The sequence below is a fragment of the Natronoarchaeum rubrum genome (genome assembly GCF_024494695.1).
This window is the reverse complement of sequence record NZ_JANHDP010000007.1, coordinates 188,645-200,912: the sequence shown is the minus strand read 5'-3', so window position 1 is coordinate 200,912 and position 12,268 is coordinate 188,645. Positions and strand designations below refer to the sequence as shown.

The window sequence follows — 12,268 nt, the reverse complement described above, 5'->3', positions numbered from 1 at the left end:
GATGACGCCGCCGTCGGACCCGGAATCCCCTCCCGATACGTCCACGCTGCTGGTCGGCGGCACCGCGAGCCACGTCGGCAAGAGCACCGTCGCGGCCGGCCTCTGCCGGTACTTCGCGGATCGGGGTCTCGACGTGGCACCGTTCAAGGGCCAGAACATGAGCAACAACGCTCGCGCGGTGCCGAAGGCCGAAGGGGCGTCTGACGAAGACGGGCGGGCGGACGCCTTCGGCGAGATCGGCGTCTCCCAGTACGTCCAGTCCCGCGCGGCCCGACGACCGGCCTCGACCGACTGCAACCCCGTTCTTCTGAAACCCCGCGGCGAGGGCGAGAGCCAGCTCGTCGTCGACGGCGAGGCGGTCGGCCACTTCGCCGCCGGGCGCTACTACGACGAGCACTGGGCGGACGCCCGCCGCGCTGCCAGGGACGCCCACCGCCGGCTGGCCGCGGACGCCGACATCGTGATCGCCGAGGGCGCCGGCGGGATGGGCGAGATAAATCTCCACGACCGGGATCTGGCGAACGTCGAGACGGCCCGGTTCGCCGACGCCGCGATCCTGCTCGTAACCGATATCGACCGCGGCGGCGCGTTCGCAAGCCTCGTCGGCACCCTCGAACTGTTGCCCGAGGACCTGCGCGAGCGCGTCGTCGGCGCCGTGATCACCAAGTTCCGCGGCGATCGCTCGCTCGTCGAGCCGGGCGTCGAGGCGTTCGCGGAGCGGACCGGCGTGCCGGTGTTCGGCGTCCTACCTTACGACGATCCCGGCCTGCCCGAGGAGGACAGCGTCTCGCTACCCGACGAAGACGGGCGAGCGGATCGGGGCGCCGGGGACGGCGTCGACGACGCCGACGCGGTGACGGTCGCCGTCCCGCGACTCCCGCGCGTCTCGAACGTCACGGACCTCGCGCCGCTCGAACGCGTTCCGGGCGTCCGGGTGTCCTACCGGCCGCTCGACGCCGACCTCGGGGACGCCGACGCGGCGGTCGTCCCGGGGACCAAGAACACGGTCGACGACCTGCTCGCGCTCCGCGAGGCGGGACTGGACGCCGAACTCCGGGCGTTCGATGGCCCGATCGTGGGGCTCTGCGGCGGCTACCAGCTGCTCGGCGAGCGGATCGTCGGCGCCGATATCGAGGGGACCGGGGATCGATCGGTCGTCGAGGGCGTCGGGCTGCTCCCCGTCGAAACCGAGTTCTCGCCCGAGAAGCGCGTCGAGTCGGTCGATCGGGAGCTGCGCGGGGTCGGCCCGCTGTCCGGTGCGACCGGGACGGTGTCGGGATACGAAATCCACGCCGGAGAGACGACGCCGCTCGACGCCGTCGACCGGCCGTTCGAGGGCCGCGGTGCGGCGGTCGGCGACGTGCTCGGGACCTACCTCCACGGGCTGTTCGAGAACCGCATCGCCCGCGAGGCGTTCGTCGACGCCGCGTTCGCCGTCGCTGGACGGGACCGGCCGTCAGCGCCCGACGACGACGGGAGCCCGAGGACGACCGCGGACCCGTACGCGAGCGCCGCCGCGCTGATCGACGAGCACGTCGACGCCTCGGCGCTCGTTCGTTCGATCGACGGACTCGCTGCAAACGACGCCGAATGCCGGAAGTTTTAGGAGGACCCGTACGCATCCAAGCGTGTGGTCGTGCGACGCGGCTGCGACCGCCGACGGCCACGCTCCGTGGTTCGCCAGTTTCCCCATCCCCGCGGCGAGCGTCCTCCCCGCTCGCCGCGATTTTCCGACGCTACGGCCGCGACAGCGGCAGCTGTCGGCTCCAGCCGCGTCGCTCCGACGGCAGCGTGCCGCGATCCGAGCGACAGCCGCCTAAAGAATTTGGAACAGATGTGATGGCCGACCCGGGTCACTCTACGAACACCAGATGACCGACACACGATCTACCGGCGGCATCCCCGAATCGGCCGACGAGTCCCCGTCCGACGACGATCACCGCGACTTGCTGGCTCGTCTGCAGGACGCCGAACGGACCGAAGGAGGACTCGACGAGCTGTTCGACGCGCTGTCGTCGCCGCGGCGGCGACACGTCGCGGCGTACGTCGACGAGCACGGACGCGCGTCGCTGGAGGAACTCGCGGAGCACGTCGCCGAGTGCGAGTCTCCCGATCGCCCCAGCATCAACAGCGTACAGCTGGCGCTGCACCACGCCGATGTCCCGCGGCTGGTCGACGCCGGACTGCTCGCGTACGGCGACGACAACCACCACGTCGAGCGGGGCGACCGCCTGACGGCGGTCGCATCGCTGGAGTGAGATCGGCGTCGAAACGAAAAAGCGGTCGAAACCGGGACGCCGCGCTCAGTTCGCGATGCGGGCGAACGCCAGCGTGCCGCTGATGTTCTCGATGTAGATCTGGACCACGTCGCCCTCGTTGGCGCCGGGGACGAAGATCGTGTACTTGCCCTTCTCGGCGACGCCGTCGCCCTTGCGGCCGGTGCCGGTGATCTTGACCTCGTAGGTCTTGCCCTCTTCGACGGCCTCGGCGCTCTGTTGCTGGGTGGCCTGACTGCGCTTCTGGACGGGTCGGAACGCGCCGCAGGCGTCACAGCGCAGCATCTGCGTCCGGTTCTCGGTGACGATCCGCGTGTCCGGCAGTCCACACTCCGTACAGAGGACGTACTCGTCGACGTACTTCGAGATCGCGGCGTCCAGCTCGCCGTTCGTGAAGTCGCCGTTGTACCGGCCGCGACCCTCCTCGAACGTGCCGCTGGTCCCGAGTTCTCGCTGGACGAATCGGTGGATGTGCTCGGGCTCTCGCGAGAGTTGGTCGGCGATCTCGGAGAGGTTCGTGAATCGTGTGAACGCGCCGTCCTTCTGGGCGGCGGCGTCCGGGAGCGAAAGACGCTCGTCGCTGCCCTCGATCTCCGGCATATCGTCGATCGCTCTCTGTAGATTTGATTCGTAGTCCATAACCGTGTCCAGGCGATCCGCACCTAAAGCGCGTTCGGAACGGTCGGTACCACGCCACGCGATGGCACACACAGCGGCGTCGTCGCCGTCGCGAATCGATATCTCAAACTTTTACTACGTGCTGAAAGAAGGGGGCCCATGGGTGTGAACTACGAGGATCTTCACGATCCGAACGCGGAGTACACGATGCGGGAACTCTCCTCGGAAACGATGGGCGTCACCAACGAGCGCGGCGGCGGCCGCGACGTCGAGATCACGGACGTCCAGACGACGATGGTCGACGGGAACTTCCCGTGGACGCTCGTCCGAATCTACACTGACGCGGGCATCGTCGGTACCGGCGAAGCCTACTGGGGCGCCGGCGTCCCCGAACTGATCGAGCGCATGAAGCCGTTCGTCATCGGAGAGAATCCGCTGGACATCGACCGGCTCTACGAGCACCTCGTTCAGAAGATGTCCGGCGAGGGGAGCGTCGAGGGCGTCACGATCACCGCCATCGCCGGCATCGAGGTCGCGCTCCACGACCTCGCCGGCAAGATTCTGGAAGTCCCCGCCTACCAGCTGCTGGGCGGCAAGTACCGCGACGAGATGCGCGTCTACTGTGATTGTCACACCGAGGAGGAGGCCGACCCCGAGGCCTGCGCCGAGGAAGCGCGCCGCGTCGTCGACGAACTGGGCTACGACGCCCTGAAGTTCGACCTCGACGTCCCTTCCGGGCTGGAGAAAGACCGCGCGAACCGCCACCTGCGCCCCGGCGAGATCCGCCACAAGGCCGAGATCGTCGAGAAAGTCACCGAGGAAGTCAAAGACGAGGCCGACGTGGCCTTCGACTGCCACTGGACGTTCTCGGGCGGCTCGGCAAAGCGCCTCGCGGACGCCATCGAGGACTACGACGTCTGGTGGCTCGAAGACCCCGTCCCGCCGGAGAACCTCGACGTGCAGGAGGAAGTCACCAAGTCCACGACGACGCCGATCACCGTCGGCGAGAACCGCTACCGCGTCACCGAGGAGCGACGCCTGATCGAGAATCAGGCCGTCGACATGATCGCGCCCGACATGCCCAAGGTCGGCGGCATGCGCGAGACGCGCAAGATCGCCGACGTCGCGAACCAGTACTACATCCCCGTCGCGATGCACAACGTCTCCTCGCCGATCGCGACGATGGCAAGCGCCCACGTCGGCGCGTCGATTCCGAACTCGCTCGCCGTCGAGTACCACTCCTACGAACTCGGCTGGTGGGAGGACCTCGTCGAGGAGGACGTCATCGAGAACGGTTACATCGAGATCCCCGAGGAGCCCGGTCTCGGCCTGACGCTCGACATGGACGCCGTCGAGGAGCACATGGTCGAGGGCGAAACCCTCTTCGACGAAGCCTGAAACCCTTCGGACTGGCAGCGTAGCGGTTCGGGTCGCTCGCGCCAGAAATTTTTTATCGGATAGCGAACACGTAGCGGTATGTCGCTCCTCTACGACCTCCTGACGAGCGTTTTCGTCGACCCGTTCGTGGAGTACTTCTTCCACGACCTGACGCTCGGACGGATCGTCGCGCGACTGGTCGCGAGCGTCGCGCTGCTGGCCGGAATGTATCTCGCACTTCTCCAGCCAGCCCCGCTGTCGTACGCCGGATGGGCGATCGTAGTTCCGGCGGGCATCTACACGGCCTACGACGCGCTGACGGTCAACCGCGACACGCGCAGTTAGCGCTCGGCACCGACGTAGGACACCTCGAAGCTGCGGGCGAGGCGAGAGACGACGAACAGTCCGGCGACCACGCCGAACGCCTCGAACAGGATCGCGAAGAGCTGTTTGCTCGCCTGGGGCGGACGCTGGCCGTTCTGGTAGACGCGGTAGTATCGACCGTTGTCGAGTTGGATCGGCGTCTGTGGAACCTCGAGTTCGTCGTGGACGGTCACCGATCCCTCGCGCGCGACTTCGGCGACGGTCTCCGAGACGCCGGAGTGCTCGCCCGTGGCGTCGAGCGAGACTCGCTCGAGAACGTCGGGTGCCGACGCCGGGTCGAGCGCGAGTTCGACTCTGTGTAACCCGCCGTGTGCGGTGGCGGACTCGTTGACGACGTACGTTGTTGCATAGACGGAGCCGTTTATCTGGACGTAGCGGTACTGTCCGGGCGTGATCTGGGGCGTGGCACCGGTCGTGTACCGCTCCGTCGGGACGGTTTCGTTCCCGACGAGCAACTCCTCGAAGGCGCACGCTCGGGGTTGTCGATACAGCGCGCTACTACAAGCAATCTCGTTGCTGACCGGACCGACCGGCTCTCGCGCCGCGTCGCCGGCGTAGGTGATGCCGTACCGGTCGTCGATGACGACGCCGCGCCGGTCGTACGTGTGCGTCTCGTCGCCGAAATCGTCCAGCGGGGCCCAGAGCGGCGTGGCGAGCAGGCCGATCGCGAGCAGCACGAGGAGGGCATCCCGACGCAGCGGCGTCAGGAGACTTCGAGAGGACACGCCAAGCAGTTCGACATCCAACAAGTAAATATTGCTGACTGTTGCCGTGCGAAACTCGCCGACACGCGAAATAATCGCGCAACCAAAGCTCGAAATTCCGCAGATACGTTTACTACGTCAGCGTCGCTCGGCTACGACCGGTCGACGCGTGCAGCGTCGATCCCGTGGGCATGTTCAGGGTACCGACGCGCCTGGCCGCCGGCACCTCCCCGGCGGCGCTGGCACGGGTTCGGTCGCGTCGACCGCTCGCCTGCGGACCCCTCTCTCCCCGGTCCCTGCGGCCATCTGACGTTCTCTCGATGCGGCTCCGGCCGTCGCGGTCGGCCGGAGCGGCGTCTCTCGCAGTCTGCTCTCGACCGTCCGGCTGCTCCCCCTCGCGGCCGACCGAAAACGCGTGCTCTCCGACCCCGCGCTGACGCCGATCCGGCCGCGACGTCACTCCTCGGCCGCCTCGTCCATCGCCTCCCGTACCTCGTCCGGCGGCTCCTCGTCGCCTTTTTCCCACTCGTCGCGCTGTTGTTCGTTCGGCATCTCCTGTTGGTCCTCTGGCGCCGCGCCCTCCGAGTCGCTCTCGTCCTCGTCGACCCGTTCGAGTTCCTGTTCGGCCTCTTTCTCCCGTTCCGCCTCGTACTCCCGTGCTCTGTCCTGATTGTCTTCTGCCATCGTGTCTCCCCCGGTTGGCACTCGTCGGGCCGCGCACTTGGGACGTGTCCCCAATCGTTTAGCCCCGATCAGGGAGCGAACGTTCCCGCGAGCTGCGTCCGGGCGAGCACCGACCCCTCCATCGCGGCGCCGAGTTCGCCCTTCGTGGCGCCGGGGGTCAGGCCGAGCTCCTCGTCGAGCGCGTACAGCTTGAACCGGTAGGTGTGCTCGCCGTCGGGCGGCGACGGGCCGCCGTAACCGACCTCGCCGAAGTCGTTGATCCCTTCGGCGGCGTCCGCGTCCCAGTCCTCGGGGATCGACTCGCGGCCGGGATCGAGATTCCAGACGAGCCAGTGGGTCCACACTTTCCCGGCGGGCGCCCTGGCGTCCGGGTCGTCGACGACCAGCGCGAGCGAGACGGTGGCCTCGGGAACCCCCGCAATCGACAGCGGCGGGTTGACGTCCCGTCCGTCCCGGCTGTACCGTTCCGGAATCGACTCGCCGTTCTCGAACGCCGGACTGGTCAGCGTCAGCTCTCCGGTCGGATCGGCGTCGCCGTGAGCCGGCGTGTCAGACATGATCACACCCAATTCGAACGTCGGGAGCGATAGACCAAAAGCCCGGCCCCGAGAGCGTCGGCGGCGTCGCCGCGCTCAGCACAGCGACTTCGGCTCGACGCCGAGCTCCGAGAGCGCGTCGACGTAGTCGTCGTAGGCCACCTGGATCACGTAGCCGGCGACCATCTCGGCGCGCTCCCAGTCCTCGTCGCCGTCGCACAGTTCGTCGAGGAGTTCAAGTCCGGCGTCGAGCGTCCCCCGCGTGTCGGTCTTGAGGTCGCGAAACAGGTCGGCACGGGCCTCGTCAGCCTCGTTGACGAAGAAGCTGATCACCTGCGTGTGCGCGCGGACGCTCACCATCGAGCGCCCGACCATCCCCGCCGCGACGCGCTCGATCGTCTCCTCGCGCCCGCGGAGATAGGCGTGCATCGGGCCGCCGTCGCCCGGATCGTACTCGCCCTCGATCTCGTCGGCGACGAGGTCGAGGTGGCGTCGCTCCTGGTCGGCGGCGTCGGCGAACGCCTCGCGAGCGGCGTCGTGCGACTCGTCGTCGGCCCACTCCGAGAACGTCGTCAGGGCCGAGCGCTCGCTGTCGGCGGCCGATTCGAGCACCGGCCGCTCGTCGAGGTCGCCGTCGGTCAGCGCGATCAAGAGCTTCGACGACCCGAGCCGGTCAAGCTGGCTGGCCTTCTCGGACTCGACGGACTCGCGGAACTCGGCTGCGTTCATGCTCCAACTGTCGGGCGCCCCGGAGTTCAAGCTTGCTGCGCGCGCAGCGACCACCGGACACCGCCCGGCGGTCGGCGCCGCCGACTGCGCTGACGAGGACGCCGCTGGGCGGGAATGACTTACCGGTCGCGGCCGTAGACTCGGATATGAGCGCAGACGACGCGATCTCGCCCGAGCAGCTCCACGAGCGCATCCGGGGCGGCGAATCGGTGAGCGTGCTGGACCTGCGGGACCGCGACGAGTTCGAGACCTGGCGGATCGACGGTCCCGGCGTCGACGCCGCCCAGATCCCGGAGATGCGGTTCGTCCAGGCCGAGATCAACGGCACTACGGCCGAGCTGGTCGAGGACCTCGGGGAGCCGATCGTCGCCGTCTGCGCGCGCGGCGCCGCCAGCGACGAGATCGCGGAACAGCTACGCGATGCCGGCGTCGACGCCGTCAACCTCGCCGAGGGAATGAACGGCTGGGCGCGCGTGTACGTCCGGGAAGCGTTCGGGGCGGACGCCGGAGACGCCGACGTGTACCAGTACCGGCGCCCCGCCAGCGGCTGCCTGAGCTACATGGTCGTGAGCGGCGGCGAGGCCGCGGTGATCGATCCGCTGCGGGCGTTTGCCGACCGGTACGTCGAGGACGCCCGCGACCTCGGCGCCGACCTCGTCGCGGCCGTCGACACGCACGTCCACGCCGACCACGTCAGCGGTGCCCGGGCGCTGGCCGACGCCGCGGACGCCGAAGTGTGGCTTCCGGCCGGCGCGAAGGAGCGGGGGCTGGCGTTCGACGCGACCCTGTACGACGACGGCGAACGAATCGCGGTCGGCGACGCCGCTCTCGAAGCGATCCACGCGCCGGGCCACACCAGCGAGCTGTGTGTCCTGCAGCTCGATGCGGTGCTGTTTTCGGGCGACGCGCTGTTCCTCGGCGGCGTCGGGCGACCCGACCTGGAAAGCGCGGCGCCGCGCGCCGCGGAAGGCCGAGCGGCAGCGCCGCGAGGCAAGGGCGCAGACGGTGCGCGCGGCCTCGCCGCCGATCTCTACGACACGCTCCACGAGCGCGTGCTCGGACTCCCCGAAACCACTCTGGTCGCGCCGGGCCACTACGGCGACGCCGACGAGGCGGGCGAGGACGGCACGTTCGCGGCGCGGCTCGGCGATCTGGCGGATCGGCTCGACGCGCTGTCGCTGGACCGCGAGGCGTTCGTCGAGTTCACGGTCGAAAACCTGCCGCCGCGGCCGGCCAACCACGAGCGGATCGTCGCGACGAATCTCGGGCGCGACGAACTGGCCGACGACGAGGCGTTCGAGGTCGAACTCGGCCCGAACAACTGCGCCGTGGCGGACGCCGACTGACGGCGCTACCTGTCGAAAATGAGAGACGGTGAGACCGGAGAGCGGCGGCCGCAGCGGTCGCGGCGGCGTCAGTCGTCCGCCGCAGCGGTCGCGTCGTGATCGCCCGCGGCTTCGACGTCGCCCTCGATACTCGGCGGGTACTTCCCGCGGTCGAGCTTGAGGTCCGACTGCGGGCGAGCCATGCAGGTCAGCGCGTAGTTTTCGGCTTCCTCCTCGGTGAGGCCGCGCGCGGCGGGCTGGGTGACCTCACCCTCCTCGATCTTCGCGGAGCAGGCGAGACACATCCCGACGCGGCAGGAGTACTCCTGGGCGATCCCCGCCTCGATGCAGCGGCTCAGGATGGTCTCCTTGTCGGACACCGTGATCTCCTCGCCGGTGCCGACGAACTCGACGGTGTAGTCGGTCATACTCCGTGGCTACGCAAGACCTCCCTAAAACTCTTTATCACCAATCTGTCCTGTCGAAATCAACGGAATTGCGCGGCGTCGTCGCAGCGATCACTCGGCGTCGATCCGGTGCGCTTCCAGCGCGTCCCGCCACTCCTCGGGCAGGGGCGTCGGGCGACCGTCCTCGTCGACGATCACCTGCGTCGTTCGGCCCGACGCCGCGGGCTCGCCGTTCGCGCGGATGTCGTAGGCGAGCGTGAGGCTCGTCTCACCGACGTCGACGACGCCGACGCCGACCTCCACGCTGTCGGGCAGCTGGATCGGGTGCTCGTAGTCGAGTTCGAGGTTGGCGATCACCGTGTCGATCCGGAGCTGGCCGACGACGTCCCGGAAGAACCGCATCCGTGCTTCCTCCATGTAGGTCACGTGAACCGCGTGGTTGACGTGCTCGTAGGTGTCGATGTCGCGGTAGCGCGGTTCGATCGTCGCGCTGTATCCGTACTCGGTCACGTCCGTTCGGACGCCGCTGTCGAACTAATGTCTTCCGCGCCGCGGCGGCGTCGGCGCCGCCCGCGCTGGAGGGGCGTCTGCACGACGGCCGCACTGAGGGACGTCTGCACGACGGCCGCGTCGGCGTCCGCGAAGAGGTGCGACGGGCGAACTCGGATTCCGGCATCAGCGCGGCGACAGAAAAAAGGTTTTCACGGTGGGGGGCCGACCAGATTGCATGACCACAACGCAGTACGACTTCGTCGTCGTCGGCGCCGGGACCGCCGGCTGTTACGCCGCGGCGACGGCCGCCCGCGCCGGCCACGACGCCGTCGTCGTCGAGCGCAAGGACGCCGAAGAGGCGGGTCACATCGCCTGCGGCGACGCGCTCAAGGGCGCCTCGGCGTTCCCCGACGCCATCCCCAAGTCGCAGATCGAATCCGCGTTCACTAACACCGGCGTCGACCACGGGCGCTTCGAGATTCCGCAGGAAGACACGGTTCTGGAGATCCCCGTGCCGGGCGAGCTCGCCGTCATCGACCGCTGGGAGTACGGCCGCCTGATCATCGAGGGCGCCGAGGACGCCGGCGCCGAGTTCCACTACGACACGGTCGTTCAGGACGTCAACCAGGACGACGACGGCCGCGTCACCGGCGTCGACGCGATCCGGAAGGGCGACCCCGTCACCTACGAGGCCGAGATCGTCGTCGACGCCGCCGGGGCGCTGTCGATCCTGCAGGACAAGGCCGATCTGGAAGGCGCGACGTTCGACACGAACGTCGACTACTCGCAGTTCTGCTCGGCGTACCGCGAGATCGTCCACGTCGACGAGCCCGTCGAGTGGGACGACGCGCTGGTGTTCAAGCCCACCGAGCGCGCCGCGGGCTACCTCTGGTACTTCCCGCGGACCGACACCGAAATCAACGCCGGACTCGGCTTCCAGATGACCGAGGAGCCGATGCAGCTCGTCGACGATCTGAAGGGCGACCTGCGCGAGCGCGAGGAGTTCGAGGGCGCCGAGGTCGAGGACAAGCTCGGCGCCGCGCTGCCCACCCGGCGCCCCTACGATTCCGCGGTGGCGCCCGGCTTCGTCGCCGTCGGCGACGCAGCGGGGCACGTCAACCCCACCACGGGCGGCGGCATCGCCGGTGCAGCATACGCGGGCCAGTACGCCGCCGAAACTGCGATCGACGCGCTCGCCAACGGCGGCCCCACCGAAGAAGCGCTCTGGGAGTACAACGAGCGCGTGATGGACCACTTCGGCGCCAGATACGCCGCGCTGGACGTGTACAACATCCTCTCGACGGCGGTCGACACCGACGAGATGATGGGGCTGCTTGCGGCGCTCCCAGGTGAAAAGATCGCCGAGTCGCTGTACGCCGGCTCGACGTCGGTCCCCCTCTCGCTGAAGCTCAAGACGGCGATCAAGAGCTTCGGCTACTGGGGCGACATCTACAACCTCTACCAGACGAAACAGCGCGCCGACGCCATCCTCGATCACTACGAGTCCTACCCCTCCAGCCCCGAGGGGTTCCCGGCCTGGCAGTCCCGCCGCGACGACCTGATGGACCGCGTCTACGAGACGACCGGCGCCGAGCCGAAGTACTGAGCGGCGGCGTCCGGCGACCGCGGCGTCCCCTACGGACGCGATACTTTTTGTGACGGGCGCGCCAACCGGCGTGCAGATGCATCGCAGCCCCACTCGTCGCCGACTGCTGGCCGCGGCGGGATCGGCCGGCACGCTGGCGCTCGCCGGCTGTTCGGGCGGCGCGGACGACGCCGACGGACCCGCGGAAAACGGGACCGCCCCTGCGAACGAGTCCGCGGACGACGCCGAAAACGCGATCGGCGACGGAAACGCAACTGACGCCGACGACGGCAACTCGACCGGGGCCGACGAGACGCCGACGATGCCCGAGCCCGTCGACTGGACTGGCGAGGAACGGGGCACGATCGTGGTCGGCCCGGACGGCGATCGGATCTTCGAGCCCGACGCGGTGCGGATCACACCCGGAACGCTCGTCAGGTGGCTCTGGGACTCCGACGGCCACAGCGTCACGCCGATCGACCAGCCCGCCGGTGCCGACTGGTCCGGCGACGCCGACGCCCGCGACGAGGGCCACGGCTACGAGTTCACCTTCGAGACGCCCGGAACCTACGAGTACGTGTGTGAGCCTCACGAAGGCGCCGGGATGCGAGGATACGTCGTCGTGACCGACGATCGGCAGTGAATCGTTGCGGTTTGACCTATCTCACGCCCGAGCGACCAGAACCGAGGTCGTCGTCGATTCGAGAACGTCCTCGGTCGTGCTACCGAACAGTTGTTCGGTGAGGGTCGAATCCTCGCTTTCCCCCACCACGATAAGGTCGATCTCGTTGTCGGCGCTGTACTGGTGGATTGCGTCTTCCGGAAACCCTTCGAGGACGGCCTGTTCGGTCGTGACACCGGCTTCGTCGGCCATCGTTTCGGCCTGATCGAGCGCCGCTTTCGCTTCCTCGTCGAGCGTTTCGGTGAGGTCGTCCGCGATCTCACCGGCACCGGCCGCGGACATCTCCGTCCCGACGTCGACGACGTGGAGGATATGCACCGTAGCCCCCACACTCGATGCGATCTCCGTTCCGTGGTCCAGCGCTGTCAGGCTCGCATCGGACCCGTCCGTAGGGATCAGGATGTCGTGGTACACGTCGATGTGCTACTCAATGAGCGGCAAAAAGCGTAGTTCGACCCGATGTGACAGA

The 12,268-nt window shown here is 68.3% G+C and carries 15 protein-coding genes; 7 read left to right on the top strand and 8 right to left on the bottom strand.

The features are described from left to right. Window position 1 precedes the first annotated feature (1 nt). Together NO931_RS17800 and NO931_RS17795 are read left to right on the top strand one after the other, a co-directional pair. Window positions 2-1,606: a cobyric acid synthase gene (locus tag NO931_RS17800; RefSeq protein WP_256393708.1), complete on the top strand. Its 1,605-nt coding sequence runs from the start codon at window positions 2-4 to the stop codon at window positions 1,604-1,606. A 265-nt stretch (window positions 1,607-1,871) separates the two neighbouring features. Beyond that, entirely contained in the window at window positions 1,872-2,258 is a 387-nt protein-coding gene (locus NO931_RS17795) for a DUF7344 domain-containing protein (RefSeq protein WP_256393707.1), read from the top strand. 45 nt (window positions 2,259-2,303) lie between these two features. Here the strand turns inward: NO931_RS17795 and NO931_RS17790 are convergent, their stop codons facing one another. Further along, entirely contained in the window at window positions 2,304-2,915 is a 612-nt protein-coding gene (locus NO931_RS17790; RefSeq protein WP_256393706.1) for a translation initiation factor IF-2 subunit beta, read from the bottom strand. A gap of 138 nt (window positions 2,916-3,053) precedes the next feature. On the opposite strand from NO931_RS17790, the gene NO931_RS17785 reads away from it, so the two are divergent. Together NO931_RS17785 and NO931_RS17780 are read left to right on the top strand one after the other, a co-directional pair. After that, complete coding sequence (locus tag NO931_RS17785) at window positions 3,054-4,292, top strand: mandelate racemase/muconate lactonizing enzyme family protein (RefSeq protein WP_256393705.1); 1,239 nt, start codon at window positions 3,054-3,056, stop codon at window positions 4,290-4,292. A gap of 78 nt (window positions 4,293-4,370) precedes the next feature. Continuing rightward, window positions 4,371-4,616, top strand: a complete 246-nt coding sequence (locus NO931_RS17780) for a hypothetical protein (RefSeq protein ID WP_256393704.1) — start codon at window positions 4,371-4,373, stop codon at window positions 4,614-4,616. Here NO931_RS17780 and NO931_RS17775 read toward each other — a convergent pair. The 4 genes from NO931_RS17775 to NO931_RS17760 form a co-directional block, all read right to left on the bottom strand. Further along, window positions 4,613-5,380 (bottom strand): hypothetical protein, encoded by a 768-nt coding sequence (locus NO931_RS17775; RefSeq protein WP_256393703.1) that lies wholly within the window; start codon window positions 5,378-5,380, stop codon window positions 4,613-4,615. The two genes, NO931_RS17780 and NO931_RS17775, sit on opposite strands and share 4 nt — an antisense overlap. A 435-nt stretch (window positions 5,381-5,815) precedes the next feature. After that, a complete protein-coding gene (locus NO931_RS17770) occupies window positions 5,816-6,043 on the bottom strand; it encodes a hypothetical protein (RefSeq protein WP_256393702.1) in 228 nt (75 codons plus the stop codon). Window positions 6,044-6,111: 68 nt separating this feature from the next. Beyond that, window positions 6,112-6,600: a YbhB/YbcL family Raf kinase inhibitor-like protein gene (locus NO931_RS17765; protein WP_256393701.1), complete on the bottom strand. Its 489-nt coding sequence runs from the start codon at window positions 6,598-6,600 to the stop codon at window positions 6,112-6,114. A 75-nt stretch (window positions 6,601-6,675) separates the two neighbouring features. Further along, entirely contained in the window at window positions 6,676-7,308 is a 633-nt protein-coding gene (locus NO931_RS17760) for a rubrerythrin family protein (RefSeq protein ID WP_256393700.1), read from the bottom strand. Between the two features lie 146 nt (window positions 7,309-7,454). Between NO931_RS17760 and NO931_RS17755 the strand changes: the two genes are divergently transcribed. Beyond that, the gene (locus NO931_RS17755) at window positions 7,455-8,654 is read left to right on the top strand and encodes an MBL fold metallo-hydrolase (protein WP_256393699.1); all 1,200 of its coding nucleotides are present in this window, start codon (window positions 7,455-7,457) and stop codon (window positions 8,652-8,654) included. Between the two features lie 68 nt (window positions 8,655-8,722). On the opposite strand, the gene NO931_RS17750 is transcribed toward NO931_RS17755, so the two are convergent. Together NO931_RS17750 and NO931_RS17745 are read right to left on the bottom strand one after the other, a co-directional pair. Continuing rightward, window positions 8,723-9,061 carry a 2Fe-2S iron-sulfur cluster-binding protein gene (locus tag NO931_RS17750; protein WP_256393698.1) on the bottom strand — a complete coding sequence of 113 codons (339 nt, stop codon included), beginning with the start codon at window positions 9,059-9,061 and terminating at the stop codon, window positions 8,723-8,725. 90 nt (window positions 9,062-9,151) lie between these two features. After that, the gene (locus NO931_RS17745; protein ID WP_256393697.1) at window positions 9,152-9,550 is read right to left on the bottom strand and encodes an acyl-CoA thioesterase; all 399 of its coding nucleotides are present in this window, start codon (window positions 9,548-9,550) and stop codon (window positions 9,152-9,154) included. A gap of 217 nt (window positions 9,551-9,767) precedes the next feature. Here NO931_RS17745 and NO931_RS17740 point away from each other — a divergent pair, with 217 nt between their 5' ends. Together NO931_RS17740 and NO931_RS17735 are read left to right on the top strand one after the other, a co-directional pair. Further along, window positions 9,768-11,138, top strand: a complete 1,371-nt coding sequence (locus NO931_RS17740; RefSeq protein ID WP_256393696.1) for a geranylgeranyl reductase family protein — start codon at window positions 9,768-9,770, stop codon at window positions 11,136-11,138. Window positions 11,139-11,214: 76 nt separating this feature from the next. Continuing rightward, the gene (locus tag NO931_RS17735; protein WP_256393695.1) at window positions 11,215-11,760 is read left to right on the top strand and encodes a plastocyanin/azurin family copper-binding protein; all 546 of its coding nucleotides are present in this window, start codon (window positions 11,215-11,217) and stop codon (window positions 11,758-11,760) included. Between the two features lie 21 nt (window positions 11,761-11,781). Here the strand turns inward: NO931_RS17735 and NO931_RS17730 are convergent, their stop codons facing one another. Next, window positions 11,782-12,213, bottom strand: coding sequence for a universal stress protein (locus NO931_RS17730; RefSeq protein ID WP_256393694.1), 432 nt, complete (start codon window positions 12,211-12,213; stop codon window positions 11,782-11,784). Between the last annotated feature and the right edge of the window lie 55 nt (window positions 12,214-12,268).

Bases quoted from the DNA above. Each gene is read 5' to 3' on its own strand.
- NO931_RS17800 (WP_256393708.1), top strand. From the start codon at position 2: ATGACGCCGCCGTCGGACCCGGAATCCCCTCCCGATACGTCCACGCTG.
- NO931_RS17795 (WP_256393707.1), top strand. From the start codon at position 1,872: ATGACCGACACACGATCTACCGGCGGCATCCCCGAATCGGCCGACGAG.
- NO931_RS17790 (WP_256393706.1), bottom strand. From the start codon at position 2,915: ATGGACTACGAATCAAATCTACAGAGAGCGATCGACGATATGCCGGAG.
- NO931_RS17785 (WP_256393705.1), top strand. From the start codon at position 3,054: ATGGGTGTGAACTACGAGGATCTTCACGATCCGAACGCGGAGTACACG.
- NO931_RS17780 (WP_256393704.1), top strand. From the start codon at position 4,371: ATGTCGCTCCTCTACGACCTCCTGACGAGCGTTTTCGTCGACCCGTTC.
- NO931_RS17770 (WP_256393702.1), bottom strand. From the start codon at position 6,043: ATGGCAGAAGACAATCAGGACAGAGCACGGGAGTACGAGGCGGAACGG.
- NO931_RS17765 (WP_256393701.1), bottom strand. From the start codon at position 6,600: ATGTCTGACACGCCGGCTCACGGCGACGCCGATCCGACCGGAGAGCTG.
- NO931_RS17760 (WP_256393700.1), bottom strand. From the start codon at position 7,308: ATGAACGCAGCCGAGTTCCGCGAGTCCGTCGAGTCCGAGAAGGCCAGC.
- NO931_RS17755 (WP_256393699.1), top strand. From the start codon at position 7,455: ATGAGCGCAGACGACGCGATCTCGCCCGAGCAGCTCCACGAGCGCATC.
- NO931_RS17750 (WP_256393698.1), bottom strand. From the start codon at position 9,061: ATGACCGACTACACCGTCGAGTTCGTCGGCACCGGCGAGGAGATCACG.
- NO931_RS17740 (WP_256393696.1), top strand. From the start codon at position 9,768: ATGACCACAACGCAGTACGACTTCGTCGTCGTCGGCGCCGGGACCGCC.
- NO931_RS17735 (WP_256393695.1), top strand. From the start codon at position 11,215: ATGCATCGCAGCCCCACTCGTCGCCGACTGCTGGCCGCGGCGGGATCG.